Source organism: Roseomonas haemaphysalidis (genome assembly GCF_017355405.1).
Taxonomy (GTDB): domain Bacteria; phylum Pseudomonadota; class Alphaproteobacteria; order Acetobacterales; family Acetobacteraceae; genus Pseudoroseomonas; species Pseudoroseomonas haemaphysalidis.
This window is the reverse complement of the sequence record NZ_CP061177.1, coordinates 1,666,142-1,692,416: the sequence shown is the minus strand read 5'-3', so window position 1 is coordinate 1,692,416 and position 26,275 is coordinate 1,666,142. Positions and strand designations below refer to the sequence as shown.

Here is a 26,275-nt window from a genome sequence, read left to right as displayed (position 1 = left end):
AAAAAGATGGGGGCCCGGGGGAATTCCTTCCCCCGGCCTTTCCTCACATCTGGTCGTAGTCGATCACCACCCGCTCGCTCGTCGGGTGCGCCTGGCAGGTCAGCACGAAGCCGGCCCGGGTTTCCCAGGGCTCCAGAGAGTAGTTCACGTCCATCTCCACCGTGCCTTCCACCACCTTGGCGCGGCAGGTGCTGCACATGCCGCCCTTGCAGGCATAGGGCAGGTCCAGCCCGGCGCGCAGCGCGGCGTCCAGGATGGCCTCGCCTTCCGCCACCGGCACGTCGCGCCGGTTGCCGTCGACGATCAGGGAAGCGACGCGGTGCGCCGCCTCAGCTCGCGCGGCGTCCGGCACCGGCTTCGGACGCGGCCTGCCGCCGAGCGCCGAAACGAAGCGCTCGATATGCACGCGCTCGTCCGGCACGCCGATCGCGCGCAGCGTGGCCTCGATCTCCTCGCTCATGCCGGTGGGGCCGCAGACGAAGACATGGTCCACCTGTTCGGCCGGCACCATGTGGCGCAGCAGCACGCGCACCTTCTCGCCGTCCAGGCGGCCGTTCAGGATGGGGATGTCCTGTTCCTCCTGCGACAGCACGTGGAACACCGCGAAGCGGCCGAGGAAGCGGTCCTTCAGCTCCTCCAGCTGCTCGCGGAACAGCATCTCGCGCGGGTTGCGGTTGCCGTAGAACAGGAAGAAGCGGCTGTTTGGCTCGCGCGCCAGGATGCCGCGGGCGATGGACAGGATGGGCGTGATGCCGGAGCCGGCGGCGAAGCCGACATGCGTGCGCGCCTCGGCCGGCGCGTGGGCGATGCCGAAGCGGCCGGTGGGGGTCATCACCTCCAGCTCGTCGCCGGCGTGCAGCGCCGTGTTGGCCCAGGTGGAGAAGGTGCCGCCTTCCACCTGCTTGACCGCGATGCGCAGCTCGCCGTCGTCGGGGCCGGAACAGATGGAATAGGAACGGCGCAGGTCCTCGCCGTCCAGCGTGGCGCGCAGCGTCAGGTACTGGCCGGGGGCGAAGGCATAGGCGCCGCGCATCTCGTCCGGCACGGCAAAGGCGATGGAAACGGCTTCCGGCGTTTCCCGCTTCAGGTCAGCGATGCGGAGGCGGTGAAAGCGCGGTGCCGTGGCGGACATGCCAGCCTCCGTCAGTGACATTTGAAGTAGTCGAAGGGCTCGCGGCACGTCTCGCAGCGCCACAACGCCTTGCAGGAGGTGGAGCCGAACTCGGCCAACTGCGTGGTGTCGGTGGAGCCGCATTGCGGACATTCCACCGTGTCACGGCCGAACAGCGCGCGCCGCCCCTGCCCCTTCTGCGGTGGTGCCACGCCGTAGTCGCGCAGCTTGCGGCGGCCGTCCTCGGTCATCCAGTCGGTGGTCCAGGCGGGGGACAGCACGGTGCGGACCTCGGCACCGTCGATGCCAGCGCGGGCGAGTGCCAGATCGATCTCGACCGCGATCATGTTCATCGCCGGGCAGCCGGAATAGGTGGGCGTGATGTCGACGCGCACACGCCCGCCATCCACCACCACTGCCCGCAGCACGCCGAGGTCGGCGATGGTCAGCACCGGAATCTCCGGGTCCACCACCGTGCTCGCGGCCTCGATGGCGCGTTGGCGCAGCGCCGCGTCCTCCATCACCAGGTGGCGCCGGGATGCGCGCGGGCGACGGACTGCATCTCGGCCAGCAGGTGGCCCAGGTGCTCGCTGTGCCGCCCGGTGCGGCCGCCCTTCTGCATCCAGCCCGAAGGCGGCACCGCCAGCGTCGCCTGGGACAGGACGTCCGCGACCGTGCGCTCCCATTCCGCGCGGAAAGCGGCCGGGTCCAGCACGGCGCCGCTCTCGACCAGCGCATGCTCGGCGGCATCGGCCTCGAACATCTCGCCGGTATAGGGCCAGAGATCATCCAGCGCCTGCGCGATGCGGCGGTGGCTTTCCCCGGTGCCGTCGCCCAGGCGGATCACCCATTCGGCGGTGTGCCGCAGGTGGTAGGCGGTTTCCTTCTCCGACTTGGCGGCGACGGCGGCGAGCGTCGGGTCGGTGGAGCGCATCATCGCCCGCCAGTACGGGTCCGCGAAGGCGGCATACAGGAACTGGCGCAGGATGGTGCGGGCGAAGTCGCCGTTCGGCAGCTCGGCCAGCAAGAGGTTGCGGTATTGCGGCGCCTCGCGGAGATAGGCGTAGCCGTCCTCGTCGTGGCCGGCGGCCTCGACCTCGGCGGCATAGGCGTAGAGCGAGCGGGCTTGGCCCAGCAGGTCCAGCCCGATGTTGGCCAGTGCCATGTCCTCCTCCAGCGCCGGCCCGCGGCCGCACCATTCGGACAGGCGGTGGCCCAGCACCAGCGCGTCGTCGGCGCGGCGCAGGGCGTAGAGCACCAGCGGCGTTTCCGTGACGCGGATGTTGGTGGTGGCGGCCATCACATGTGCCCCACTTCGTCCGGCACGTCGTAGAAGGTCGGGTGGCGGTAGATCTTGCTTTCCGCCGGCTCGAACATCATGCCCTTGTCGCCGGGGTCGGAGGCGGTGATGGCGGAGGACGGCACCACCCAGACCGACAGCCCCTCGCCGCGCCGCGTATAGATGTCGCGCGCCGCCTGCAGCGCGAGCGTGCTGTCCGCCGCGTGCAGCGAGCCGACATGCTTGTGCGCCATGCCGTTGCGGCTGCGGATGAAGACTTCCCAGAGCGGCGTGACGGTCTTGCTCATCACGCGGCCTCCTTCTCTCGGGCCTGGCGCTTGGCGGCGTGGGCCATGGCGGCCTCGCGCACCCACTCGCCCTCGTCATGCGCCTTGTTGCGGGTGGCCAGACGGTCACGGTTGCAGGGGCCGTTGCCGGCCAGCACCTGCCTGAACTCGTCCCAGTCGATGGCGCCGTAGTGCCAGTGGCCGCCCTCGCCCTCCGCGTTCGGCACGAAGCGCAGCTCGGGGTCGGGCAGCGTCAGGCCCAGGAACTGCGCCTGCGGCACCGTGGCATCCACGAACTTCTGGCGCAGCTCGTCGTTGGAGAAGCGCTTGATCTTCCAGCGGGTGGACTGGTCGGAATGCTGGCTGGCGCTGTCCGGCGGGCCGAACATCATCAGGCACTGCCACCACCAGCGGTTCAGCGCGTCCTGCGCCATCGCCTTCTGCTCCGGCGTGCCGCGGCACAGCGTCAGCATGATCTCGAAGCCCTGGCGCTGATGGAAGCTTTCCTCCTTGCACACGCGGATCATCGCGCGCGCATAAGGGCCGTAGGAGCAGCGGCACAGCGGGATCTGGTTCATGATCGCCGCGCCATCCACCAGCCAGCCGATGGCGCCGATATCCGCCCAGGTCAGCGTCGGGTAGTTGAAGATGGAGGAATACTTGGCGCGGCCGGACAAGAGCTGCTCCGTCACCTCTTCCCGCGAAACGCCCAGCGTCTCGGCGGCGGCATAAAGGTACAGGCCGTGGCCGCACTCGTCCTGCACCTTGGCCAGCAGGGCGGCCTTGCGGCGCAGGCTGGGGGCGCGGGTCAGCCAGTTGCCCTCGGGCAGCATGCCGATGATCTCGGAATGCGCATGCTGCGAGATCTGCCGCACCAGCGTCTTGCGGTAGGCGGCCGGCATCCAGTCGTTGGCCTCGATCCGCTCTTCGGCATCGACGCGCGCCTGGAAGCGGGCTTCCTGCTCGATCTCCTCCGCCGGGCGGATGGCGGGGGCGTCGTCGCGGCTGTTCAGCGCCTGGGTGTACATGGCCGGTCCTCCTCGGGATCTGATCCCGTTTCGAGGAATATAAAACATTCCAGGCCGATTTAAAGGAAATTCGGTAACGCTTCAGCGGTTCGCGAAACGCTCTGTCAAGCCCGGCCCGGCCGGCGGCAGCGGTCCTTCCGCGTGCAGCCCATGCCTGTCCAGCCAAGCTTCCGAAGCCGGCAGCAGCGCCGGGTAAAGCCGCCCGCACAGCGCCCGCGCCGCCTCGCCGGGCCATTCGGCGGGTTGCAGGGCCAGCGGCAGCGGCGGGTGGCGCAGCACCAGCCGGCGGTATTCGTGGACCAACAACACCCGGGCCACCAGCGCCTGAAGCCCCGGCAGGGAATGGCCCTGGTCCAGCCACGCTTCCAGCGGGGCAAAGGCCGCGATGAAATGCCGATAGCTTTCCGCCAGCGCCGGCAGCGGCCAGGACTGCGCCGCCAGCCGCGCGGCGTCCCCGTCCGCTGCCTCCGCCAGCAGGACAATGGCGCCGCCGGCGGCTTCCGGCGGCACCGGCCATGCCTCGGGCGCCAGCCACAGGCCGCCCAGTGGCGTGCCGAAGCCGGCCCGCTGCAGGGCGGCGCGCGCGTCCGCCGTGTCCGCCAGCACCAGGCGCAGCCGGATGGCGGCACCCGCCGGCGGCGGCGGGCCATAGATGCGCGCGGCGGCCTCGGCGAACACCGCCTCCCCCTTGGCCGCGAGCTGGTAGAAGCTGTTGCGGCCCTGGCGCGCGCGGTCCAGCCAGCCATCGGCCGACAGGCGCGACATCGCGGTGCGCACCGCGCCATCCGCCACGCCCATGGCGCGCAGGATCTCCGTCAGCGTCGCCAGCCCAATGGCGCCGCCGCGCGGCACCACCGCGTCGCCGAACAGGGTGATGACCAGCGACCAGGTGCGCGACGGCGCGCTGTTGAGATGGCGCAGGATCTCCTGCAACGGGGCCGCGGTCATGTTGCCTTTCTAGCCGAGCACCGCCGCCGCGCCAGCCCGCCGCATTGACCGTCCGTCCGGTGAATGTGACCTTCACCGGCACAGGAGCCGCCGATGACCGAACCCGACCCGCAGGCTGTCGCCGAGGCCTCCGCCCAGGCGATGTGGCAAGCCGACGCCGCCAGCCAGGGGCTCGGCCTGCGCCTGGTCCGCGTCGCCCCCGGCGAGGCCGATCTGGCCATGCGTATCGAGCCCCGCATGGCCAACGGCTTCGGCGCCTGCCACGGCGGCTTTCTGTTCGCGCTGGCGGACAGCGCCTTCGCCTTTGCCTGCAACAGCTTCGGGCGCCCCACGGTGGGGCAGGCCTGCACCATCACCTATCTCCGCCCCGGTCAGGTGGGCGAAACCGTCACGGCCGCCGCGCGGCTGGTGGCGGAGGCCGGGCGCAGCGGGGTCTACGAGGTGCGCGTCACCGACGCGGCGGGCAAGGTGGTGGCCCTGTTCCAGGGGCAATCGCGCGAGGTGGCGGGGAACAGGCCGGGGCCATAAGGCCCCGCGCCCGCCCCTGCCCGGTCAATCCAGCCGGAATTGCAACCGCAGCGTCACCGCCTGGAAGCGGTGCGGGTCCTCGCCGCCGGTGACGCGGGCGTGCTGGTATTGCAGCAGGGCGCGCAGGCTTTCCGCCGGCCACCAGCCCAAGCTGGCGGACCAGACATCCTGCTGCCCGCCGTCGATCTCGGCCGAGCGCAGGTTGGCGTGGGAAAAGCGGGCGCCGACTTCCAGCGCGCCCCATTCGCCGCGCGCCGGGTCCAGGCGCGGCGCGGTGGGGGCGCCCCAGGCGCCATCCTTGGAATCCCACTGGCGCGGCTTGCCCAGCAGCGTCCAGGCGGCCTGGGCGTAGTAGCCGCCGAACCACGGGTTCTTGCCGTCCGTGCGGTCCACGTTGATGCGGTACCATTCGCCCGACAGCCACAGCGGCCCGCTGGCGACGCCCGCTTCCAGCCCGCCCGAGGTCATGCCCCGCGCCTCGATGAAGCCGGTGCTCAGATAGGATTCCGGGGTGATGGTGTATTCCGGCGCGGTGGACAGCGTGACGCCCGGCCGCTGCCCGGCCTCCTGCGGCGTGCGGAAGCGGTACAGCACGTCGGCGCCCAGATGCACCGCGAGGTTCTCCTGCTGCACCACCAGCCCGGCGAGGCGGCCGGTCAGCGCCCGCTCGCGCTCGTCGTCGCCATAGCCGACGCGGGAGCCGAACAGGCCGAGCAGCGCGGTGTAGCGGTCGCCGATGGCCTGCAGCTCCACGCCGGTGCGGCCGCCATCCACGATGGCGCCGGCCAGCGTCACGATCGCCGCCTGTTCCAGAAACAGGGTGGAGGCCGAGCTCTGCGAATCCTCCATGGTCAGGGTCGGTTCAAAGGCACCGGCGCGCAGCTTGAAGGGCTTCAGCCCGGAATACTCGACCATCGCCTCGTACAGCCGGGCGGTGCCCAGGCGCGGGCCGTCCTGACCTTCCCCGCCGAAGTCGCCGATCAGGCTGGCCATCCAGCTGTCGGAAAAGTCGATCTCGCCGCCCAGGCGGAAGCGGCGGGTTTCCACGCCGCCATCGGGCGAGTCGGGCCGGCCGCGGAAGGCGTTGCCGACGTCGAACTGGCCATAGGCATAGGGCCGCAGCACGGCGCTGCCGAGGCGCACGCCCTCCACGGCGGCCTCGCCGTCCTGCGAGGCCTGGGCGGCCGGGGTCAGGAACAGCAGCGCGGCCGCCAGGCCGGGAAACAGGATGCGCAACGTCACGGCGGTTCTCACGATGCAGGGATGGTGCGCATAGCCGCGCCCGAGCCTCAGGCGAAACCCCTTTCGCGCAGCAACGCCGCGACCCGCCCGCTCTCGTCCAGCGGCGCCGGCGGCCGTGGCAGCGCAGGGGCATCCAGCGGCGCGGCGTAGCCCGCATCGAACAGGCTTCGCGCCAGGGCGGCGTGCCGGCCCGGCGCCTGGCCCGCCACCAGCACGGGCACGCCGGTGGCGCAGGCTTCCGACAGCATGGACACGCTGTCGGCGGTGACCACCACGGCATCCGCCCAGGCCAGAAAGCCGGCATAGGGGTTGGCTCCGCCGTCGCCCCAGCGGAACAGCCGGTGGGGCGTGCCGTCCAGCGCGGCGGCGATGCGCGCCGTGGCCCCCGCCCCGGTGCGGCGGCTGGTGGACACCAGCAGCGTGGCGTGGGGAAAGTGCCGCCGGACGCCGGGCAGCAGCGCGGCGGCGGTGGCCGCGTCCAGCCCTTCCGAGCGCACGGCGCCGCCCACCAGCACCGCCACGCGCGGCCCGGGCAGCGCGCCCAGCTCCGCCCATTCCGCGCGCGCCTCGGCCAGCCGCGCGGGCGACATGCGGTGCGTGGCCCCCAGGATCGGCAGCAGGTTGGGCGCGGGGCGCGGCGCGTCGTGCCGCCCCACCACCAGCCCATCGAAGCGCGCGGCACCGAAGCCAGGCCGCATGCAATGCACGGTGCGGGCGCCGCGCGCGCCAAGCCACAGCGCCACCGGGGCCGCGCGGCGCCCGGCCGACAGCACCAGCCCCGGGCCGCCGGGCGTGTCCCGCCCCGCCGCCCGCAGCGCCGCCAGCGCGCCCGCGTCCAGCCCCGCCAGGGTGGGCCAGGGCCAGGGCACCCGCGCCAGCGGCCCCCAGCCCAGGGGCAGCGTGCGGAAGGGCACCCCCAGCCGTTCCGCGATGCCCAGCGCCTGCGCGGCGGTGCCGGCGCGCGGGTCCGCCAGCACCCAGACCGCGCGCTGCGTCATGGACGCGCGCGGGCGGCGGCGTTACGAACCGCGCCAGAAGGAGAGCTTTCCGCCATGACCGCCACGCATCTTTCCGATTGGGACCGCGACGCCGCGCTCACCACCGCCCGTATCCTGCTGGAGATCAAGGCGGTCAACTTCCGCCCGGACGAGCCCTTCACCTATACCAGCGGCTGGAAAAGCCCGGTCTACATCGACTGCCGCAAGATCATCTCCTTTCCGCGCGCCCGCACCCGGATCTGCGACCTGGCGGTGGAAAAGATCAACCGCCACATCGGCTTCGAAAGCATCGAGGCGGTGACGGGCGGCGAAACCGCCGGCATCCCCTACGCCGCCTGGATCGCCGACCGCATGGGCGCGCCGATGTCCTATGTGCGCAAGAAGCCCAAGGGCTTCGGCAAGAACGCGCAGATCGAGGGCGACGTGCCGGAAGGCAAGAAGACCCTGCTGGTGGAAGACCTGACCACCGACGGCGGCAGCAAGATCCGCTTCGCCCAGGCGATGCGCGACGCCGGCGTGGTGGTGGACCATACCTTCGTGGTGTTCTTCTACGGCGTCTTCCCCGGCGCGCAGGAAAAGCTCGCCGCGATCAACCTGAACCTGCTGCACCTGGCCACCTGGTGGGACGTGCTGGAAGTGTGTCGCGAGCGCCCCTACTTCTCCGAGCCGGCGCTCAAGGAAGTGCGGAAGTTCCTGGAAGACCCGATGAGCTGGTCGCGCGAGCGCGGCGGCGTGTCGAGCCTGGAAGAGGCCGAGGCCTTCAAGGCCAAGGCGGGCTAGGGCCGCACGAACCGGGTCCGGCCATCGCAGGGCGCCTTCCTTCCGGATGGCGCCCTGATTTTTGGCCTTGATTGTAGCCAAGGCTACAGGCTCAATACGCGGCAAGACATGCGTGCCGATGGCACAGGAGAAACCTCCATGCACACCCGCGCCCTGGGACCCAACCCGTGAGTGACCTTTCCTTGCAGCAGAACAGCCTGACCGAGATCCATCGCAGCGTGCGCGTGCCGGCCGGGGCCAGCTGGTTCCGCCGCCTCTTCGCCTTTATCGGGCCGGGTTACATGGTGGCCGTCGGCTACATGGACCCGGGCAACTGGGCCACCTCCATCGCCGGCGGCTCGGCCTTCGGCTACACGCTGCTTTCCGTGGCGCTGCTGTCCTCGCTGATGGCCATGCTGCTGCAGGCGGTCTGCGCCCGGCTCGGCATCGCCACCGGGCGCGACCTGGCGCAGCTGTGCCGCGAGCGCTTCCACCCCGCGCTGTCCTTTCCGCTGTGGCTGCTGGCGGAATCCGCCATCGTGGCGACCGACCTGGCCGAGGTGATCGGCACCGCCATCGCCCTGCAGCTCCTGTTCGGCTTGCCGCTGCTGGAAGGCGTGCTGCTGACGGTGCTGGACACCGTCCTGATCCTGTGGCTGCAGCACAAGGGCCTGCGCTGGCTGGAAGCCTTCGTGATCGCGCTGATCGGCGTGATCGTCATCTGCTTTGTCGCGCAACTGGTGATGGCGGACCCGGTGTGGGGCGACGTGCTGCGCGGCTACCTGCCCGCCGCCTCCGTGGTCACGGACAGCACGCAGCTCTACCTGGCGCTGGGCATCCTCGGCGCCACCGTCATGCCGCACAACCTGTACCTGCACACCGCCATCGTGCAGTCGCGCGATGCCGGCCAGTCGGTGCAGGAGAAGCAGGAGGCGGTGCGCTTCGCCACCATCGACAGCACGGTGGCGCTGGTGCTCGCCCTGCTGATCAATTCCTCCATCCTGATCCTCGCCGCCGCCGCCTTCCACGTGAACGGCCGGACCGAGGTGGCCGAGATCGGTGACGCCCACGCCCTGCTGGCGCCGCTGCTGGGCACCGCCGCCCCCACCCTCTTCGCCATCGCGCTGCTGGCCTGCGGGCTGAACTCCACCGTCACCGCCACGCTGGCCGGGCAGGTGGTGATGGAAGGCTTCCTGCGCATCCGCCTGCCGCCGGCGCTGCGCCGCCTGATCACCCGCGGCATCGCCATCGTCCCCGCCGTGGTGGTGACCTGGATGTATGGCGAAAGCGGCACGGCGCAGCTGCTGGTGCTGTCGCAGGTGGTGCTGTCCCTGCAGCTGCCCTTCGCCGTCATCCCGCTGATGCTCTTCGCCGGCGATCGCAAGCGGATGGGCGCGCTGGCGACGCCGCTGTGGCAGATGGCGCTGGGCTGGGGTTGCGCGGTGCTGATCGTCGGGCTGAACGTCATGCTGCTGAAGGACTTCTTCTTCGGCTGACGGCCTGCTGTCACGGATCTTTCGCCGCCCCGTCATGGCGGCGTCAGATGCGCTGGCCAGAACGGCGCCCACCCGGAGGCGGGACTTTCCCCGCCGCCCGGGCCGGAGCGCCGTGTCTTGCCTCAGACCTCCCTTCCCGTTCTCGGCGCCGCGCTGAAGATCGCCGGCCTCACCCAGCACCGCGACTGGCTGCTGGACAAGCAGCGCGACGTGGAGCTGCAGGACTTCCACAGCGCCGCCGACCTGTCCGGCGACTGGCGCGGCATGGCCGAGCGCACCAGCCGCCTTTTGGACGGCCATACCGGCCGCCGCGGCATCCATGGCCCCTTCTGGGGCTTCAAGCTGGATTCGCATGACCCCGACATCCGCGACGTCGTGTCCCGCCGCCTGATGCAGGCGCTGGATGCCTGCGCGGTGCTGGGCGCGGACCAGATGGTGATCCATTCGCCCTTCACGGCCTGGGACCACAACAACCTCGACAACGACCGCACCGGGCTGGCCGACCTGACCGAGCGCACGCACCGGACGCTGCGCCCCGTCGTCAGCCGCGCCGAGCAGCAGGGCGTGACCCTGGTGGTGGAGAACATCGAGGACCGCGACCCCCGCGCCCGCGTGGCACTCGCCGCCTCCTTCAACAGCGACGCCGTGCGCGTCTCGGTCGATACCGGCCATGCCCACTACGCCCATGGCAGCCTGGGCGCGCCGCCGGTGGATTACTACATCCGCGCCGCCGGCGAGGCGCTGCGCCACATTCACCTGCAGGACGCCGACGGCTTCGCCGACCGCCACTGGCCGCCCGGCCAGGGCACTATCCGCTGGGCGCCGGTCTTCGCCGCCATTGGCGCGCTGTCCTCCAACCCGCGCCTGATCCTGGAGCTGCGCGACCACACCCTGGTGCGCGCGGGCGCCGCCCATCTGGAAGCCCTCGGCCTCGCGCAGTAGCGCGGCCCGCGGCCACGGGCGCATGATCCCCGGTGCGTGGAAGCACACGCACCGGAGGACCACCAGGAATGCGCCTTTCCCTCGCCTGCGCCGGCTTCGCCGCCGCCTTTGCCGCCGGGCTGCTGGCCCAGCACCTTGTTCCCGCCGCCGGCGCGCAGACCGCGCCGCCGCCGCTGCAACCCCGCATCGTCAACCTGTCCACCATGACCGAGGATGAGATCGGTCCCCTGGTGGCCGGCACCGACCTGCGCTCCCGCCTGCTCGCGGCGACGCCGGACGGCACGGTCAGCGTGCAAAGCGGCAACGTCTTGCGCCACACCCATTCCGGCAGCGACGAGATCCAGCTCATCCTGGCCGGCGAGGGCTCCTTCTGGCTGGGCGACACCGAGCAGCAGGTGAAGCCGGGGGACCTGGTGATCATCCCGCGCGGCACCGTCCATGCCGGGTCGCGCGCCAGCACCGGGCGGTTCCGCGCGCTGGCCATCAAGCTGCCGCCGCAGCGGGCGGGGGATACGCAGCCGGTGCCGTGAAGAAAAGCCGGGGGGAATGAATTCCCCCCGGACCCCCCCATCTTTTTTCTGTCTGTTTTCCGGTGATGGCCATGGAAGCGGAACGCTTCAGCCCGGCGCACCAGCAAGACAGATAAAAAGAGGATGGGGGTCCGGGGGAATTCTTTCCCCCGGCCTTCTCCCACCCAGCCCCAGGCGGCATCATCGCGGTCATGCGCAAAGCCCTCGCCGCCCTGCTGCTCCTCGCCACCCCTGCCCTGGCCCAGCCGGCGCGGGACAGCCTGACGATCGGCATCACGCAGTATCCGGGCAACTTCCACCCAAACATCGAGAGCATGGCCGCCAAGGCCTATATCGGCGGCTTCGTGCTGCGGCCCGTCACCGCCTATGGCGAGGACTGGAAGCTCGCCTGCCTGTCCTGCACGGCGTTGCCCAGCCTGGAGAACGGCCAGGCGGTGCGGGAAACGACGCCGGACGGCAAGCCCGGCATCCGCATCACCTGGACGCTGCGGGAGGGCGAGACGTGGGGCGACGGCACGCCGGTCAGCACCGAGGACCTGCGCTTCGCCTGGGAAGCCGGGCGGGCCTTCGAAACCGGCTTCGGCCCCGCCGAATTCTACCGCTCCGCCTATGAGTTCATCATCGAGGACGCGCGGCGCTTCACGATCCGCTTCGACAAGGTGACCTTCGACTATGCCGGGCTCGGCCAGTTCCAGCCGCTGCCGGCGCGGATCGAGCGGCCGATCTGGGAAGCGGACAAGGCCGGCTATCGCACCCGCAGCCGCTACGAGACGGCGACCACCGACCCCGCGCTGTGGAACGGCCCCTACCGCATCGGCGCCGTGCAGCCGGGCGCGGGGGTGACGCTGGAGCGCAACGCGCATTGGGCGGGACCGGCGCCCGCTTTCAACCGCATCCAGGTCCGCACGGTGGAGAACACGGCGGCCATGGAAGCGCAACTGCTGGCCGGGCAGGTGGACATGGTGGCGGGCGAGCTGGGCCTGCCGCTGGAGCAGGTGGTGGCGCTGGAAAAGCGCACGGGAGACCGCTTTCGGTTCAACTACCGCCCCGGCCTGACCTACGAGCACATCGACATCAACCTGGACAACCCGATCCTGAAGGATCGCCGGGTGCGGCAGGCGCTGCTGCTGGCGGCCGACCGGGCGCAGATCGTGGCGCGGCTGTATGACGGGCGGCAGCCGGTGGCGCTGGGCAACGTGCACCCGGAGGACCCGATGTTCGACCCCGGTGTCCCCGCCTGGAACTACGACCCCGCGCGGGCCCGCGCGCTGCTGGAGGAAGCCGGCTGGATGCCCGGCCCCGGCGGCATCCGCCGCAATGCCGCAGGCGAGACGCTGTCCTTCGACCTGATGACCACCGCCGGCAACCGGGCGCGCGAGCAGGTGCAGCAGGTGCTGGCCGGCCAGTGGCGCGCGGTGGGGGCCGAGGCGCGCATCCGCAACGAGCCGGCCCGCGTGTTCTTCGGCGAAACGGTGAGCAAGCGGCGCTTCGCGGGCATGGCGATGTTCGCCTGGGTCAGCAGCCCGGAAAACGTGCCGCGCACGCTGTTCTTCAGCGACGAGATCCCGACCGCCGCGCGCAACTGGTCCGGCCAGAACTACCCCGGCTTTTTCAACCCCGAGGCCGACCGGCTGATCGAGGCCCTGCCGTTGGAACTGGACCCCACCAAGCGCCGCCCCCTGTGGTCCGAATTGCAGAAGGTGATCGCCACTGAGCTGCCGGCCCTGCCGCTGTGGCACCGGTCCGAGGCGCATGTCTGGCCGCGCTGGCTGCAAGGCGTGCGGCCCACCGGGCACCAGAACTACTCCTCGCTTTGGGTGTCGGAGTGGAAGGTTTCGCCGTGAGATTGGTGCTGGCGCGGTTGCCGCAGATCGCGCTCACCCTGCTGCTGCTCTCGCTCGCCGCCTGGCTGGCGATCGGGCTGATGCCGGGCGACCCCGCCTCCCTGGCCCTGATGTCCGATCCGAAGCTGACGGCCGAGGACGTGGCCCGGCTGCGCGCCCTGCACGGGCTGGACCAGCCGTTGCTGCAACGATACCTCGCCTGGCTTGGCGGCCTCGCGCGCGGCGAGTTCGGCTATTCCCGGCTCTTCGCGCAGCCCGCCATCGCCGTGCTGTGGCCGGCGCTGCGCTCCACCCTGGCGCTGGTCGGCGCCGCCGTGGCCATCGCCGCCGTGCTGGGCGTGGCGCTGGGGGCGCTGGCGGCGGCGCGGCCGCGCCTCGCGGGCTTTGTCGACGGGCTGGCGCTGCTGGCGCAGGCGACGCCATCCTTCTGGCTGGGCATCCTGCTGGTCATCTTCTTCGCCGTCTGGCTGGGCTGGCTGCCGGCGGGCGGGCTGCCGGGGGCGGGGCAGTCCGCGCTGTCCTTTCTGGTGCTGCCGGTCGCCACCATCGCCTTCGGCCAGCTCGCCGCCTATGCGCGGCATGCGGCGGCGGCGCTCACCGAGGCGCTGCGCCAGCCCTGGGCGCGCAGCGCGCGGGCACGCGGGGCCACGGAAGCCCGGGTGCTGTGGCGCCACGCCCTGCCCAATGCCGGCGTGCCGCTGCTGACCCTGCTGGCGCTGGATGTCGGCGGCCTTGTGTCCGGCGCGCTGGTGACGGAAACGGTCTTCGCCCGCCCTGGCATGGGCAAGCTGCTGTATGACTCCGTCATGGGCAACGACTACAACCTCGCCCTGCTGGCGCTGCTGCTGGTGGCGCTGGTCACCATGCTGGCGACGCTGGCGGCCGATGTCGCCCAACGCTGGCTCGACCCGCGGCTGGAAGCGGCGTGACGCGCGCCCGCCTCGGCCTCGGCATCCTGGCGCTGCTGGCGCTGGCCGCGCTGGGGGCACCGCTGCTGCAACACTGGCTGGGCGCCGATCCCTTCGCGCCCGATCTCTTCGCCCGCTACGAGCCCGCCTCCGCCGCGCATCCGCTGGGCGCCGACGAGTTGGGGCGGGACATCCTGCTGCGGCTGTTCTACGGCGCCCGCGTCTCGCTGGCCGTCGGCCTTTCGGCGGCGCTGGCGGCGAGCCTGCTTGGCACCGCGCTGGGGGTGCTGGCCGCCTGGCGTGGCGGCTGGGTGGATGCCGTGCTGATGCGCCTAGCCGACGGGCTGCTGGCGCTGCCCGCCCTGCCGCTGCTGGTGCTGCTGGCGGCCATCGACCCCGCCCGTCTCGGCCTGCCACGCGGCGAGGCCTGGACGGACATGCTGCGCATCACGGTCATCCTGGTGCTGTTCGGCTGGGTGGGCGTGGCGCGGCTGGCGCGCGCCGCCACGCTGTCCGTGCTGGCCACAGACTATGTGCGGGCCGCGCGCGCCCTGGGCGTTTCCGAGGCACGTCTGCTGCGCCGCCACGTGCTGCCCGGCATCGCGGCCCCCGTGGCGGTCGCCACCGCCCTGGCCGTCGCCGGCGCCATTCTGGCGGAAAGCGTGCTGAGCTTCCTGGGCCTCGGCATCCAGCCGCCGGCACCGTCCTGGGGCAACATGCTGGCCAATGCGCAGGAGGCGGTCTTCGCGGCACCCTTGGCGGCGCTGTGGCCCGGCCTGGCCATCCTGCTGGCCGTCGCCGCCTGCGGATTGCTGGCCGACGGCGTGTCCCGCGCGGGGGAGTGAGCGGGGCTGATGGCTGGATCGGCCGGTGCAAAGCGGGGATGATGAAGGCGGCGGCACCGTGATACCATCAATGGCCGCGCTTCCGATTCGGCGCACCCGCATGGCCAGGAGACAGCCCGCGTGAAGGTCCTGCTGCAGATCCTGGCCGTGATGATCGGCTTTCTGGTCGCCAGCGGCGAGATTGCCCGGCGCTGGGGCGACCCGCATTTCATTCCGCTCGCGCTGGATGACCTGGCCGTTGCCGCCGTGCTGTTCTGGGCGGCCTGGCGCGCCCGCGCCACCGGTCCCGCCGTGCTGGTCGCGGCCTGGGCGCTGTACAGCGGGCTGATGCTGTCGCTGCTGATGATCAACCTCGACTTCGTGATCGCCGACATCGCCAAGACCGGCCGGGTCTTCTACTCGGTGATCCTGGTGCTGATGCTGTCGCTCGGCATCTGGGCCACCTGGAAGGCGATGCGCCTGACCGAGGGACACGAGGACTGACCGCCACCCCGGCTGCCACAGCCTTTGACGGCCAGAGCGATATTTGCGGAAAATTTCAGGAAATTTGACATTTCCTGGCGCATGGTCGCCGCGGATGTGCTTGGACATTCCGCATGACCCGTGATGCACCGGTTGCCGACCCTGCCCCCGCGCGCTGTGAAGGCTGCCGGGATGGCCAGGGCTTTTCCATGCCGATCTCCATGGCCTTCCAGCCCATCTTCACCAGCGGCGATGACGGCGTGGCCGGCGTCTTCGCCTATGAGGCGCTGGTGCGCGGCAAGGGCGGCGAAGGGGCGGGCAGCGTGCTGTCGCAGGTGCAGGACGGCAACCGCTATGCCTTTGACCAGCGCTGCCGCGTCACGGCCATCGAGCTGGCCTCGCGTCTCGGCCTGCCGGCCACCGGCGCGCTGCTGTCCATCAACTTCTTGCCCAATGCCGTGTACGAGCCGCGCGCCTGCATCCGCGCCACGCTGGCGGCGGCCGAGCGCAGCGCCTTTCCCGCCCGTTCGCTGATGTTCGAGGTGACCGAGCAGGAGGTGATGCGCGACCCGGCCCACCTGCTGCACATCCTGCACAGCTACCGCGAGATGGGGTTCCGCACCGCGATCGACGACTTCGGCGCCGGCCATTCCGGCCTGAACCTCCTGGCCAAGTTCCAGCCGGACGTGGTCAAGGTGGACATGGACCTGATCCGCGGCCTGGACCATGACGCCAAGAAGGCCATCATCATGCGCCACGTGATCGCCATGTGCCGCGACCTGGGCGTGGCGCTGGTGGCCGAGGGAGTGGAAACGCCGGCTGAATACGACACGCTGCGCGACCTGGGCGTTTCGTTGTTCCAGGGCTATTACCTCGCCAAGCCGGGCTTCGAGCAGCTGCCGCGCCTGCGCGCCGACGCCTGAGGGCGGAGCGCCGGCCGGGCCCGGCGGCACGCAGTTCCGGAGCCTCCGCCACCCATGACGCCCACCCGCCGCACCCTTCTGCTCGGCGCCTCCGCCGCCCTTGCCCTGCCCGCCCTGGCGCGCGCCCAGTCCCTGACCCCGGTGAAGTTCTGCCTCGACTGGGCCTTCCAGGGTCCCCAGGCGCCTTATCTGCTGGCGCTGGACCGGGGCTACTTCCGCGAGGAAGGGCTCGACCTGTCCATCGATCGCGGCTTCGGCTCGGGCGACACGCCGGTGAAGGTGGCCAGCGGCGCCTATCCCTTCGGCATCGCCGACCTGTCGCCCACCATCCGCATGCGCCTCGCCTCGCCAGAGACGGACGTGATCGCGCCGCTGGTGATCCAGCAGGGCAGCCCGCTGGCGGTCATGGCGCTGAAGGGGCGCGGCATCGGCAAGCCGCAGGACCTGGCCGGCAAGCGCATCGCGGCGCCCGAAACCGATTCCGGCCGCCAGCTCTTCCCCGCCTTCGCCAAGGCCGTGGGGCTGGACCCCGCCAGCGTCACCTGGGTCAGCGTCACGCCGCAGCTGCGCGAGCCGATGCTGCTGCGCCGCGAGGCGGATGCCATCAGCGGCTTCGAGATCAGCGGCGCCTTCAGCCTGCGCTCGCTGGGCGTGGCGGAAGGCGACATCCTGTCCATGCGCTATGCCGATGCCGGCGTGCCGCTGCTGTCCACCGCGCTGCTGGTGCGCCGCTCCTATGCCGAGGCCAACCCCAGGGTGGTGACCGGCATGATCCGCGCCATCGCCCGCGGCCATGCCGAAGCCTGGCGCGCGCCGGACGCTGCCATCGCCGCCCTGGTCAAGCGCGACCCGACGGCACCGGCCGATATCGAGAAGGCCCGCATGCTGGCCAATTTCGGGTTCATCCGCACGCCGGAGGTGATGCAGGGCGGCATGGGCAACTTGGCGATGCCGCGTGTCCAGGCCTCGATCGACACGCTGCGCGACGTCTTCAACATCGCGGCCCCGCTGCGGGCGGAGGATCTCTACGACCCGCGTTACCTGCCGCCGGAAGAGGCGCTGCGCCTGCCGGCGTAGCAACGGTCGGGGGCAGGCATTCCCCCGGGCACCGCCTCGCGGCCCGGTCAGGTCCGGATGCCCCCGCCTTGTGTCCCCGCGCCCACCCCTGGCAAACCCGCCCCCCAGGGTCTAATCCGGGGCAAGTTTCGCCCACCACCGCCGGAGAGCCCCGCCCATGCCGCAGCCCAAGCCCGTGATGCTGGTCATCCTCGATGGCTGGGGCTGGCGGGAGGACGAGGCGGACAACGCCGTGCGCCAAGCCCGGACCCCCTGCTTCGACGCGCTCTGGGCCGCCGGGCCGCGCGCCTTTCTGCACACCTGCGGCCCCGATGTCGGCCTGCCGGACGGGCAGATGGGCAATTCCGAGGTCGGCCACCTCAACCTCGGCGCCGGGCGGGTGGTGATGCAGGACCTGCCGCGCATCGGCCGCGCCATCGCCGACGGCTCGCTGGCCCGGCTGCCGGAGGTCCAGGACCTGATGGCCAAGCTGCGCGCCAGCGGCGGCACCCTGCAGCTGATGGGCCTGCTGTCCCCCGGCGGCGTGCACAGCCATCAGGATCACGGGCTGGCCCTGGCCAACATCTTCGCCGAGGCCGGCATCCCCGTCGCCATCCATGCCTGGACCGACGGCCGGGACACCGCGCCGCTGGGCAGCACGGAGTTCCTTGCCCGCTTCGAGCCGCAGCTCGCCCCCGGCGCCCGCATCGCCACGCTGTGCGGCCGCTACTTCGCGATGGACCGCGACAACCGCTGGGAACGGGTGAGCCAGGCCTGGGCCGCCATCGCGCGTGGCGAGGGCGCGCCCGCCGCCTCGGCCGCCGCGGCGATCTCGGCCGCCCATGCCGCCGGCAAGACGGATGAGTTCATCCCCGCCGCCGTGATCGGCGGCTATGCCGGCATGCGCGACGGCGATGCGGTGCTGTGCTTCAACTTCCGCGCCGACCGCGTGCGCGAGATCATGACCGCGCTGCTGGACCCCGCCTTCGCGGGCTTCACCCGCCCGCCGGTGCCGAAGCTGGTCGGCGCCGCCGGCATGACGCAGTATTCCGTGGCGCTGGACGCGCTGCAGGCCACGCTGTTTCCGCCGCAATCCATGCACGACCTGCTGGGCGGCGTGGTGTCCGCCGCCGGCCGCACCCAGCTGCGCATGGCCGAAACCGAGAAGTACCCGCACGTCACCTATTTCTTCAACGGCGGCGAGGAAACGCCCTTTCCGGGCGAGGACCGCGTCATGGTCCCCTCCCCCAAGGTCGCGACCTACGACCTGCAGCCGGAGATGTCGGCGCCGGAACTCGCCGGCAAGGCGGTGGAGGCCATCGGGTCGGGGCGCTACGACCTGATCATCCTGAACTTCGCCAATGCCGACATGGTGGGCCACACCGGCAGCTTGGCGGCCGCCATTCAGGCCTGCGAGGCCGCCGACACCGCGCTGGCCCGCGTCGTCGCCGCCATTCGCGCCGCCGGGGGCGCCCTGCTGGTCACCGCCGACCACGGCAATGCGGAGATGATGCGCGACCCGGTGACGGGCGGCCCGCACACCGCCCACACCACCAACCCGGTGCCGGTGGTGCTGGTCGGCGGCGCCGCCGGCGCCACGCTGCATGAGGGCCGCTTGGCCGACGTGGCCCCCACGCTGCTGGCCCTGCTGGGCCTGCCGCAGCCGGCGCTGATGACCGGCCGGAGCCTGATCGGGGCCGCCGGGTAATGCGCGCGCGCGCGGCCGCGCTCTGGCTGGCCGCCGCGCTCGCCTCCGCTCCCGCCGTTCTGCTGGCGCAGCCCGCGCCCAGCCAGCGCAGCCTGCGCGACGCCGAGCGCGACGCGCGCGAGGCCGCCGCCGCCGCCGAGGCCGCGCAGGCCGCCGCCCGCGCCGCCCAGGCCGCCGAAACCACGCTGGCCGAGCAGCGCGCCGCCGCCGGCCGCCGCGCCGTGGCCGCCGATGCCGCGCTGGATGCCGCCGGCGGCCGCGCCCGGGCGGCGGCGGCCGAGCGCGACGCCGCGCTGGCCGAGCTGGACAAGCAGGCCGCCGCCCTGGCCCCCCTGCTGCCGCTGATGCGCCGCCTGGGCATGTGGCCGGCGGAAACCCTGCTGGCCGTGCCGGCGGACCCGGAAACCGCGCTGCGCGGCACGCTGGTGCTGCGCGGCATCGCGCGCCAGGCGGCGGAGCAGGCGGCGGCGCTGCGCGCGGCGCAGCAGGCGGCCGTGGCCGCCAGCGGCAAGGCGGAGCAGGAAGGCGTCGCCCTGGCCCAGGCACGCGACGAAGCCCGCGCCGCCGCGGCCGAGGTGGAAGCCGCGCTGGCCGCCGCGCGCACCCACCGCACCGCCGCCCAGGCCGAGGCCACCACCGCCGGGCGCCAGGCCGCGCAGGCCGCCGCCCGGGCCGCCGACATCCGCGGCATGCTGGAACGGCTGGAACAGGAGCAGACGCGCGCCGAGGCCGAGGAGCGCGCCAAGGCGGCCCGCGAGCAGGCCGCCGCCGCGCGCGCCGCGCGGGCGCAGGAGGCGGCGCTTGCCGCCCGCCAGCGCGCCGCGCGCGATGCCGAAAGCCGCGCCGCCCTGGCGCGCGAGCGCGAGGCGCTCGAAACCCGCGAGGCCGCCCGGCGCGAGGCCGCCGCCCGCCCGCCGGCCGCGGCCCCCGCGCGGGGCGGGCGCGCCGTGCCGGTCGCCGGGCGCCTGACCCGCGACTTCGGCGACAGCGCCGCGGGCGGCCCGGCGCGTGGCCTGACCTATGCCGCGCCGCCCGGCGCCCGCGTGGTCAGCCCCTGCGGCGGGCGGGCGGTGTTTTCTGGGCCCTTCCGCTCCTACGGCCTGTTGCTGATCGTCGATTGCGGGGGTGGCTACCACTTCGTGCTGGCCGGGCTGGAGCGTCTGGACGCCGAGGCGGGCACCCGCCTGCTGGCCGGCGAGCCGGTAGGGGTTCTCGGCGGCGGCGATTCGGGCGATGGTGGGGGCCGGGCATCGCTTTACGTGGAGCTGCGGCGGGACGGCCAGCCGGTGGACCCCAAGGGGTGGTTCCGGTCGCGCGGCTGAGGCTGAGCGCGCTTTTTGCGTCTCGGAATGTAAAACCGCGCGGCTGGCGCGTGCGGATGGCTGTAAGCTGGCCGGAAGGTCGGCCTTGAATGGGATCGCGGACCGTATGAAGGGTCGTAGCATGAAGCCTGGTTTGCGCATGGTGGGCGTGGTCGCGGCGGCCTTTGCCGCCGGCACCGCGCTGGGGCCGCTGGTCGCCCCGCCGATCGTTTCCGCCTTTGCGCAGGAAGCCGGCGGGCGGGCCGAGAGCTACCGCCTGCTGGACCTGTTCGCCACGGTGTTCGAGCGGGTCAAGGCCGAGTATGTCGAGCCGATCAACGACCGTGACGCCATCGAATCTGCGATCAACGGCATGCTGCAGGGGCTGGACCCGCACAGCAGCTACATGAACGCCCGCTCCTTCCGCGACATGCAGGTGCAGACGCGCGGCGAGTTCGGCGGCCTGGGCATCGAGGTCAGCCAGGAAGGCGGCTACGTCAAGGTCATCTCGCCCATCGACGACACGCCCGCCGCCCGCGCGGGCGTCAAGCCGGGCGACCTGATCACCCATCTGAACGGCAGTTCCGTGCAGGGCCTGACTCTGCAGGAAGCGGTGGACCAGATGCGCGGCGAGCGAGGCAGCAGCCTCAAGGTGACCATCCGCCGCCCCGGCACGGAAAGCCCTATCGAGCTGACCCTGGTGCGCGAGGTGATCCGCCCGCAGGTGGCCCGCTTCCGCATGGAAGGCACCGACATCGGCTATGTGCGCCTGTCCTCCTTCAACGACCAGACGGACAACGCGCTGCGCAATGCCGTGACCACGCTGCGCCGCCAGGCGGGGGGCAACCTGAAGGGCATCATCCTCGACCTGCGCAACAACCCGGGCGGGCTGCTGGACCAGGCGATCCAGGTGTCGGACGACTTCCTGAACCAGGGCGAGATCGTGTCCACCCGCGCCCGCCGGCCGGAGGATGCGCAGCGCTGGAACGCCAAGCCCGGTGACATCACGGACAATCTGCACGTGGTGGTGCTGGTCAATGGCGGCTCGGCCTCGGCCAGCGAGATCGTCGCCGGTGCCTTGCAGGACCACCGCCGCGCGGTGGTGATGGGCGCCAAGTCCTTTGGCAAGGGCAGCGTGCAGACCGTCATGCCGATCCCCGGCAACGGCGCCATCCGGCTGACCACGGCGCGCTACTACACGCCGTCTGGCCGCTCCATCCAGGGCCTCGGCATCACGCCGGACATCGAGGTGCTGGCAACGCGCGAGGAAGGCAACGCGCCGCTGCGCGACCGCGAGGCCGAGCTGCGCCGCGCGCTGCGCAACGACAACGACGCGCACCCGCCGCCGCCGCTGCCGCCGCTGGAGCTGCCGGCGGGGCTGGCCGACAAGGTGCAGCGCCTGCCGCCCGAGGGGGCCGCGGCCTTTGACCCCGCCAAGCCGGAAACCGACTTCCAGCTGCAGCAGGCCGCCGGCTTCCTGCGCGCCTGGGCGGTGGCCGAGCCGCAGCGCCGCGCCGCCCGGTAAGGGCGGCGAAAGCGCGACCCATGGCGCCGGGCGAACCGGGCCACGGCGCATGGCGCGCCCTGCGGGTGTTCTGGGCCGTGGTGCTGGGAAGCGGCCTGGCGGCGGCGGGCGTGCTGGCCTGGCTGGGCGCGCCGCCCGCCATGGCGCCGCGCACCCTGATACCGGCCCCCGAAGCCTCCACGGCGGCCCCCACCGCCACGGCCCCCGCCGCCGCGTCGGTGCCCGTGCCCGCCGCCCCGCCCGCCGGCGCCACCCGGACCGCCGCCACCACTCCGGCACCCCGCCCCCCCGCCGCCTTGCCGGATGCGCCCGAGCCGCCGCCGCTGGCCGAGCCCGACCGCCTGGCGGACACCGGTCATCCCATCGCCCCGCCCGACCCTGCCCTGCTGGACAGCACGCCGGACGGCCTGCTGCCGCGCATCGGCGCCGACGGCACGCTGCCGCGCCGGGTTTATGCCCGGGCCTTCAACCGCGCCGACACCCGGCCACGTGTCGGCTTGGTGCTGCCCGGCGTCACCGAGCCGGCGCTGCACCGCCTGCCCCCCGCCATTGCCCTGGCCCTGGACGAACCCGGCCCCGCGTTGCTGGCCGCCGCCCGGGCCCGCGGCAACGAAACCCTGTTGCTGCTGCCGGCGCCGGGCAGCACGCGGCTCCTGCCGGTGCTCGGCCGCTTTGCCGGCTATGTGGGCGCGCTGGGCGGCGGCGAGGCCGACATGCTCTTGGCCCGGCGCGGCCTGCTTCGGGTGGAGCCGCGCCCCGGCGGCGCGGCACCGGAGCAGGTCTGGGGCCGCAGCGTCGACCTGGTGCTGGAACCCGCGCCCACGCGGGGCGAGATCGACCGCCAGCTGGAGCGGCTGGAGCGGCTGGCGCGCGAGCGCGGCTCCGCGCTCGGCCTGTTGCCCGGCGCGCCGCCGCTGCTGGTGGAGCGCGTCGCCGCCTGGGCCGCCGGGCTGGATGCCCGCGGCATCGCCCTCGCCCCCGTCACCGCCTTGATCCGCCGTCCGTCCCGATCCCAGGAACCATAAGCCTCGCCATGTCCGATCTTCCCTACCGCCGCAATGTCGGCGCCGCCCTGTTCAACCGCCATGGCCAAGTGCTGGTCGCCCGCCGCGCCGACCAGCCGGCCGGGGCCGCCGCCGCCTGGCAGCTGCCGCAGGGCGGGCTGGACGAGGGGGAGGAGCCGCGCATCGCCGTGATGCGCGAACTGGCCGAGGAGATCGGGACCATGCGTGCCGAGATCATCGGCGAGCTGGGAGACTGGCTGCGCTACGACCTGCCGCCGGAACTGCTCGGCCGGTCTCTGGGCGGCCGCTTCCGGGGCCAGGAGCAGAAATGGTTCGCCCTGCGCTTCACGGGACAGGACAGCGACATCCGCCTGGACCTGGACCCGCACCCGGAGTTCGACGCCTGGCGCTGGGCGGATCTGGCCGATCTGCCCGGGATGGCGGTGCCCTTCCGCCGGGCGATCTACGAGCGCCTGGCGGTGGCCTTCGCGGAATTCGCCAGGGCGGGCTGAACGCGCGGGACGCCGCGGGCGCTACCGCCCGCCGCGCCCCAACTTGCGGATGGCGGTGGTGGCGGCCCGGCTGCCCTCGCCCACATAGGCCTCGTGATAGTCCTCGATCTTCGCCGGGTCGTAGAGGTAGTTGACCATGAAGCCGAGGCTTTCCTTGAGCCCCTTCTCCGAGGTGTCGCCCCGCCAGTTCACCCGCTCCACCCGCGCGCCGTTGGACAGGTGGAAATGCCCCACAGGGTCCCGCGCCCGGCGGCCGCCGCGCCCGGTCTCGACCACCAGGTAGCGGGCGGCGAGACGGGTCAGCACCGGTTCGGCCTTGCTGATCCAGGGCAGCGACAGCGGGCGGCGGGCGGCCAGCAGCAGCGCCACCGCCTCGGCGCCGGATGCGACGCCGGCCGCCTCGGCCAGGGTCTTGCCTTCTTCCTCGGTCAGCAGGTCCGGCTGGTCCTTCTGCTCGTCCAGCCAGCGGCGGAAGGTCGGCATGGGGGACAGGGTGGAAAACGTCTTGAGCCCGCGCAGTTCCTCGGACAGCAGCGTGACAACACGCTTGATCAGCGAGTTGCCGAAGGAGATGCCGTCCAGCCCGCGCTGGCAGTTGTTGATGGAATAGAAGATGGCGGTATCCGCCGTGCGCGGGTCCAGCACCGGCGCCTTTTCGTCCAGCAGCTTCTGCACGGAGCCGGACAGACCCTGCACCAGCGCCACCTCCACGAAGATCAGCGGCTCCTCCGGCATGCGGGGGTGGAAGAAGGCGTAGCAGCGGCGGTCGGAATCCAGGCGGTTCTTGAGGTCGCGCCAGGTGCGGATCTTGTGCACCGCTTCGTAGCCGACGAGCTTTTCCAGCAGCGCCGCCGGCGAGGTCCAGTCGATGCGCCGCAGCTCCAGGAAGCCGAGGTCGAACCAGGAGGCGAGCAGCCCGCGCAGGTCGCCTTCCAGCGCCCGCATCATCGGATCCTTGCCCATCAGGCGCAGCAGGTCGCCGCGCAGGTCCACCAGGAACTTCATGCCGTCCGGGATGGTGGTGAACTGCGTCAGCAGCCGGGTGCGCGGCGGCTCCAGCGCGGCACGCAGCGCGGCCTTGGCGGCGCCGCGTTCGGCCGTGTCAGTGGCGGCGGTGACCTTGGCCATCGCGGCTTCCACGGCGGCGACGTCCGAGTCGAAGCCTGCCAACGCCTGGAAGAACGCCAGCCGCTCGGTTTCCGGCGCCGTCAGGTAGGACTGCGCCAAGCCGGCGGCGCGGTTGCGGGCCGAGATCTCGCCGCCGCGCGCTTCCAGGCAGGCGCGCATGCGGCCTTCCCAGCTGGCATCGGCGGCGGGGCCGGTGACGGTGGAGGCCATGTCCCGCCACAGCAGGGTGACGCGTTTCAGCGCCCAATCCAGCAAGCCGCTTTCCGGTACCACCGCGACATCGGACATGGAACGTCTCCCCTGCAAACCTCCGGCCCCCGATGGCCGGACCGAAACACCGGGTAACATCCGGTGATCATAACCCTGCCGCAGGAACATCCCACACCGCTATTAGTTTAGGGTGAGCGGCGACGTTCCGCAGCGGCAACCGGCTCAGCCGGCTTCCGCCGCGATCCAGGCGGCGCCGAGGTCCTGCAGCACGTCCTCGGCCAGCAGCGGCACGCCGGAGCCCTGCGCTGCCCCCTGCCGTCGCAGCGCCAGGGCGCCGGCACGGGCATGCAGCCAGCAGGCGGCGCAGGCGGCCTCGAAGGGCGGCATGTGCTGTGCCAGGAGGGCACCGGCGGTGCCGGCCAGCACGTCGCCGCTGCCCGCCGTGGCCAGGGCCGCGGGGGCATCGCCGTTGATCGCCACCCGCCCGTCCGGCGCCGCGATGATGCTGTCCGACCCCTTGAGCACCACCACCGCGCCGGTGGCCGCCGCGGCCAGGCGCGCCGCCGCCAGCCGGTCGCGGCCGGGCGCGCCGAATACCTTGGCGAATTCGCCGGCATGCGGGGTCAGGATGCTGGCGCCGGCCAGCAGGTGCGGCTGCCCGGCGGCGGCGGTCAGCGCGCCGCCATCGGCCACCACCGCGCGGCCGGCCTCCACCACCTGCCGCAGCAGCAGCAGCGTGGCGTGCTCCGGCGGCAGGCCCGGGCCGATCACCCAGCTGTTGCGGCGCGGGTCTTCCAGCAGCGCCGCCGGGTCGGGGCCCGCCACCATCAGGCCGGGCTCTTCCAGGCGGAACAGGGTGGCGGTGTCGGCCGTCTCGCCGGCCAAGGTCACCAGCCCGGCCCCGGCGCGGCGCGCGGCGCGGGCGGCGAGCCGCGCGGCGCCGGGCATGCGGGCGCCGCCCGGCACCGTGACATGGCCGTGGCTGAACTTGTTCTGCTCCGCCCCGCGCGGCGGCAGCCGCCACAGGCCGGGCGCGTTGCGGAAGGCGCGCGGCGAAACCGCCGCCAGCGCCGCGGGCGGCAGGCCGATATCGGCCAGCACCAGCTCGCCGCACAGGTCGCGCGCCGGCAGCAGCAGGTGGCCGGGCTTGAGGCGCCCGAAAGTGACCGTCAGCGCCGCCGGCGCCGCGTGGCCGAGCACCGCGCCCGTCGCGCCGTCGATGCCCGATGGCACGTCCACCGCCACCAGCGGCGCCCGCGCCGCGCGCAGCAGCGCCACCGCTTCGGCCGGCAGCTCGCCCGACAGGCCGGCGCCGAACAGCGCGTCCACCACCAGGCCCGCGCGGGCCACGCTTTCGGCGGTGCAGGGCCGCATCGGGCCATGCCAAGCTGCTGCGGCCCGCGCGGCATCACCATCGGGGCGCGGCGGCGCCAGGGCGGCCACCGCCACGTCCCACCCCGCCGCTTCCAACAGCCGCGCCACCACGTAGCCATCGCCACCGTTGTTGCCCGGTCCGGCCAGCACCAGCGTGCGCGCCGGGCGGAAGCGGGCGCGGATGGCGCGTGCCACCGCCGCCCCCGCCGCCTGCATCAGTGCGAAGCCCCCGGCGCCATGCGCGGGCGCGGCGCGATCGACGGCGGCCATCTCAAGCGGGGTCAGCAGGGGCAGCGGTGGCGGAGGGGCTATCGGCATGGGCGGCAG

The 26,275-nt window shown here is 72.5% G+C and carries 26 protein-coding genes; 16 read left to right on the top strand and 10 right to left on the bottom strand.

Features of this window, described 5'->3' with window-relative positions; translation table 11 throughout:
* Positions 1-43: 43 nt before the first annotated feature.
* From paaE to IAI59_RS07765, 6 genes are all read right to left on the bottom strand, one after another.
* Positions 44-1,132 carry a 1,2-phenylacetyl-CoA epoxidase subunit PaaE gene (gene paaE / locus IAI59_RS07790; RefSeq protein ID WP_207416763.1) on the bottom strand — a complete coding sequence of 363 codons (1,089 nt, stop codon included), beginning with the start codon at positions 1,130-1,132 and terminating at the stop codon, positions 44-46.
* Positions 1,133-1,143: 11 nt separating this feature from the next.
* Positions 1,144-1,632, bottom strand: a complete 489-nt coding sequence (gene paaD, locus IAI59_RS07785; protein ID WP_207417076.1) for a 1,2-phenylacetyl-CoA epoxidase subunit PaaD — start codon at positions 1,630-1,632, stop codon at positions 1,144-1,146.
* Entirely contained in the window at positions 1,632-2,411 is a 780-nt protein-coding gene (gene paaC, locus IAI59_RS07780) for a 1,2-phenylacetyl-CoA epoxidase subunit PaaC (RefSeq protein ID WP_207416765.1), read from the bottom strand. The genes paaD and paaC overlap by 1 nt, the downstream gene beginning before the upstream one ends.
* Positions 2,411-2,698 carry a 1,2-phenylacetyl-CoA epoxidase subunit PaaB gene (gene paaB / locus IAI59_RS07775; protein WP_207416767.1) on the bottom strand — a complete coding sequence of 96 codons (288 nt, stop codon included), beginning with the start codon at positions 2,696-2,698 and terminating at the stop codon, positions 2,411-2,413. Before paaB ends, paaC begins: the two co-directional genes overlap by 1 nt.
* Positions 2,698-3,705, bottom strand: coding sequence for a 1,2-phenylacetyl-CoA epoxidase subunit PaaA (paaA, locus tag IAI59_RS07770; RefSeq protein ID WP_207416769.1), 1,008 nt, complete (start codon positions 3,703-3,705; stop codon positions 2,698-2,700). The genes paaB and paaA overlap by 1 nt, the downstream gene beginning before the upstream one ends.
* An 81-nt stretch (positions 3,706-3,786) precedes the next feature.
* Positions 3,787-4,653, bottom strand: coding sequence for a PaaX family transcriptional regulator C-terminal domain-containing protein (locus tag IAI59_RS07765; RefSeq protein WP_207416770.1), 867 nt, complete (start codon positions 4,651-4,653; stop codon positions 3,787-3,789).
* A gap of 93 nt (positions 4,654-4,746) precedes the next feature.
* Here IAI59_RS07765 and paaI point away from each other — a divergent pair, with 93 nt between their 5' ends.
* Entirely contained in the window at positions 4,747-5,181 is a 435-nt protein-coding gene (gene paaI, locus IAI59_RS07760) for a hydroxyphenylacetyl-CoA thioesterase PaaI (protein ID WP_207416771.1), read from the top strand.
* 24 nt (positions 5,182-5,205) lie between these two features.
* Here the strand turns inward: paaI and IAI59_RS07755 are convergent, their stop codons facing one another.
* Entirely contained in the window at positions 5,206-6,423 is a 1,218-nt protein-coding gene (locus tag IAI59_RS07755) for an OprO/OprP family phosphate-selective porin (protein ID WP_207416772.1), read from the bottom strand.
* Positions 6,424-6,470: 47 nt separating this feature from the next.
* Positions 6,471-7,421 carry a mitochondrial fission ELM1 family protein gene (locus IAI59_RS07750; protein WP_207416773.1) on the bottom strand — a complete coding sequence of 317 codons (951 nt, stop codon included), beginning with the start codon at positions 7,419-7,421 and terminating at the stop codon, positions 6,471-6,473.
* 54 nt (positions 7,422-7,475) lie between these two features.
* On the opposite strand from IAI59_RS07750, the gene IAI59_RS07745 reads away from it, so the two are divergent.
* The 15 genes from IAI59_RS07745 (at position 7,476) to IAI59_RS07675 (ending at position 23,236) form a co-directional block, all read left to right on the top strand.
* On the top strand, positions 7,476-8,201 hold the full coding sequence (locus tag IAI59_RS07745) for an orotate phosphoribosyltransferase (protein ID WP_207416774.1): 726 nt from the start codon (positions 7,476-7,478) through the stop codon (positions 8,199-8,201).
* Positions 8,202-8,368: 167 nt separating this feature from the next.
* The gene (locus IAI59_RS07740; RefSeq protein ID WP_207416775.1) at positions 8,369-9,676 is read left to right on the top strand and encodes an Nramp family divalent metal transporter; all 1,308 of its coding nucleotides are present in this window, start codon (positions 8,369-8,371) and stop codon (positions 9,674-9,676) included.
* Positions 9,677-9,793: 117 nt separating this feature from the next.
* Complete coding sequence (locus IAI59_RS07735) at positions 9,794-10,618, top strand: sugar phosphate isomerase/epimerase family protein (RefSeq protein ID WP_207416776.1); 825 nt, start codon at positions 9,794-9,796, stop codon at positions 10,616-10,618.
* Positions 10,619-10,686: 68 nt separating this feature from the next.
* Positions 10,687-11,148, top strand: a complete 462-nt coding sequence (locus IAI59_RS07730; RefSeq protein WP_207416777.1) for a cupin domain-containing protein — start codon at positions 10,687-10,689, stop codon at positions 11,146-11,148.
* A 191-nt stretch (positions 11,149-11,339) separates the two neighbouring features.
* Complete coding sequence (locus IAI59_RS07725; protein ID WP_207416779.1) at positions 11,340-12,992, top strand: peptide ABC transporter substrate-binding protein; 1,653 nt, start codon at positions 11,340-11,342, stop codon at positions 12,990-12,992.
* Complete coding sequence (locus tag IAI59_RS07720) at positions 12,989-13,921, top strand: ABC transporter permease (RefSeq protein ID WP_207416781.1); 933 nt, start codon at positions 12,989-12,991, stop codon at positions 13,919-13,921. Before IAI59_RS07725 ends, IAI59_RS07720 begins: the two co-directional genes overlap by 4 nt.
* Entirely contained in the window at positions 13,918-14,745 is an 828-nt protein-coding gene (locus IAI59_RS07715; protein WP_207416783.1) for an ABC transporter permease, read from the top strand. The genes IAI59_RS07720 and IAI59_RS07715 overlap by 4 nt, the downstream gene beginning before the upstream one ends.
* A gap of 120 nt (positions 14,746-14,865) precedes the next feature.
* A complete protein-coding gene (locus IAI59_RS07710; protein ID WP_207416785.1) occupies positions 14,866-15,228 on the top strand; it encodes a hypothetical protein in 363 nt (120 codons plus the stop codon).
* A gap of 113 nt (positions 15,229-15,341) precedes the next feature.
* Positions 15,342-16,130 (top strand): EAL domain-containing protein, encoded by a 789-nt coding sequence (locus IAI59_RS07705; protein WP_336512470.1) that lies wholly within the window; start codon positions 15,342-15,344, stop codon positions 16,128-16,130.
* A gap of 54 nt (positions 16,131-16,184) precedes the next feature.
* A complete protein-coding gene (locus tag IAI59_RS07700) occupies positions 16,185-17,207 on the top strand; it encodes an ABC transporter substrate-binding protein (protein ID WP_207416788.1) in 1,023 nt (340 codons plus the stop codon).
* 157 nt (positions 17,208-17,364) lie between these two features.
* Positions 17,365-18,894, top strand: coding sequence for a 2,3-bisphosphoglycerate-independent phosphoglycerate mutase (gpmI, locus tag IAI59_RS07695; protein ID WP_207416790.1), 1,530 nt, complete (start codon positions 17,365-17,367; stop codon positions 18,892-18,894).
* Positions 18,894-20,216: a murein hydrolase activator EnvC family protein gene (locus tag IAI59_RS07690; RefSeq protein WP_207416792.1), complete on the top strand. Its 1,323-nt coding sequence runs from the start codon at positions 18,894-18,896 to the stop codon at positions 20,214-20,216. The genes gpmI and IAI59_RS07690 overlap by 1 nt, the downstream gene beginning before the upstream one ends.
* 121 nt (positions 20,217-20,337) lie before the next feature.
* Positions 20,338-21,720 carry a S41 family peptidase gene (locus IAI59_RS07685; RefSeq protein ID WP_237180629.1) on the top strand — a complete coding sequence of 461 codons (1,383 nt, stop codon included), beginning with the start codon at positions 20,338-20,340 and terminating at the stop codon, positions 21,718-21,720.
* A gap of 20 nt (positions 21,721-21,740) precedes the next feature.
* Entirely contained in the window at positions 21,741-22,745 is a 1,005-nt protein-coding gene (locus IAI59_RS07680) for a divergent polysaccharide deacetylase family protein (RefSeq protein ID WP_207416794.1), read from the top strand.
* Between the two features lie 8 nt (positions 22,746-22,753).
* Entirely contained in the window at positions 22,754-23,236 is a 483-nt protein-coding gene (locus IAI59_RS07675; protein WP_207416795.1) for an RNA pyrophosphohydrolase, read from the top strand.
* A 21-nt stretch (positions 23,237-23,257) separates the two neighbouring features.
* Here IAI59_RS07675 and IAI59_RS07670 read toward each other — a convergent pair whose 3' ends face one another.
* Positions 23,258-24,652 (bottom strand): malonyl-CoA decarboxylase, encoded by a 1,395-nt coding sequence (locus IAI59_RS07670; RefSeq protein ID WP_207416796.1) that lies wholly within the window; start codon positions 24,650-24,652, stop codon positions 23,258-23,260.
* Between the two features lie 144 nt (positions 24,653-24,796).
* Positions 24,797-26,266 (bottom strand): NAD(P)H-hydrate dehydratase, encoded by a 1,470-nt coding sequence (locus tag IAI59_RS07665; protein WP_408887610.1) that lies wholly within the window; start codon positions 26,264-26,266, stop codon positions 24,797-24,799.
* Positions 26,267-26,275 lie beyond the last annotated feature (9 nt).

Bases quoted from the DNA above. Each gene is read 5' to 3' on its own strand.
- paaE (WP_207416763.1), bottom strand. From the start codon at position 1,132: ATGTCCGCCACGGCACCGCGCTTTCACCGCCTCCGCATCGCTGACCTG.
- paaD (WP_207417076.1), bottom strand. From the start codon at position 1,632: ATGGAGGACGCGGCGCTGCGCCAACGCGCCATCGAGGCCGCGAGCACG.
- paaC (WP_207416765.1), bottom strand. From the start codon at position 2,411: ATGGCCGCCACCACCAACATCCGCGTCACGGAAACGCCGCTGGTGCTC.
- paaB (WP_207416767.1), bottom strand. From the start codon at position 2,698: ATGAGCAAGACCGTCACGCCGCTCTGGGAAGTCTTCATCCGCAGCCGC.
- paaA (WP_207416769.1), bottom strand. From the start codon at position 3,705: ATGTACACCCAGGCGCTGAACAGCCGCGACGACGCCCCCGCCATCCGC.
- IAI59_RS07765 (WP_207416770.1), bottom strand. From the start codon at position 4,653: ATGACCGCGGCCCCGTTGCAGGAGATCCTGCGCCATCTCAACAGCGCG.
- paaI (WP_207416771.1), top strand. From the start codon at position 4,747: ATGACCGAACCCGACCCGCAGGCTGTCGCCGAGGCCTCCGCCCAGGCG.
- IAI59_RS07750 (WP_207416773.1), bottom strand. From the start codon at position 7,421: ATGACGCAGCGCGCGGTCTGGGTGCTGGCGGACCCGCGCGCCGGCACC.
- IAI59_RS07745 (WP_207416774.1), top strand. From the start codon at position 7,476: ATGACCGCCACGCATCTTTCCGATTGGGACCGCGACGCCGCGCTCACC.
- IAI59_RS07730 (WP_207416777.1), top strand. From the start codon at position 10,687: ATGCGCCTTTCCCTCGCCTGCGCCGGCTTCGCCGCCGCCTTTGCCGCC.
- IAI59_RS07725 (WP_207416779.1), top strand. From the start codon at position 11,340: ATGCGCAAAGCCCTCGCCGCCCTGCTGCTCCTCGCCACCCCTGCCCTG.
- IAI59_RS07705 (WP_336512470.1), top strand. From the start codon at position 15,342: ATGACCCGTGATGCACCGGTTGCCGACCCTGCCCCCGCGCGCTGTGAA.
- IAI59_RS07700 (WP_207416788.1), top strand. From the start codon at position 16,185: ATGACGCCCACCCGCCGCACCCTTCTGCTCGGCGCCTCCGCCGCCCTT.
- gpmI (WP_207416790.1), top strand. From the start codon at position 17,365: ATGCCGCAGCCCAAGCCCGTGATGCTGGTCATCCTCGATGGCTGGGGC.
- IAI59_RS07690 (WP_207416792.1), top strand. From the start codon at position 18,894: ATGCGCGCGCGCGCGGCCGCGCTCTGGCTGGCCGCCGCGCTCGCCTCC.
- IAI59_RS07685 (WP_237180629.1), top strand. From the start codon at position 20,338: ATGAAGCCTGGTTTGCGCATGGTGGGCGTGGTCGCGGCGGCCTTTGCC.
- IAI59_RS07680 (WP_207416794.1), top strand. From the start codon at position 21,741: ATGGCGCCGGGCGAACCGGGCCACGGCGCATGGCGCGCCCTGCGGGTG.
- IAI59_RS07675 (WP_207416795.1), top strand. From the start codon at position 22,754: ATGTCCGATCTTCCCTACCGCCGCAATGTCGGCGCCGCCCTGTTCAAC.
- IAI59_RS07670 (WP_207416796.1), bottom strand. From the start codon at position 24,652: ATGTCCGATGTCGCGGTGGTACCGGAAAGCGGCTTGCTGGATTGGGCG.
- IAI59_RS07665 (WP_408887610.1), bottom strand. From the start codon at position 26,266: ATGCCGATAGCCCCTCCGCCACCGCTGCCCCTGCTGACCCCGCTTGAG.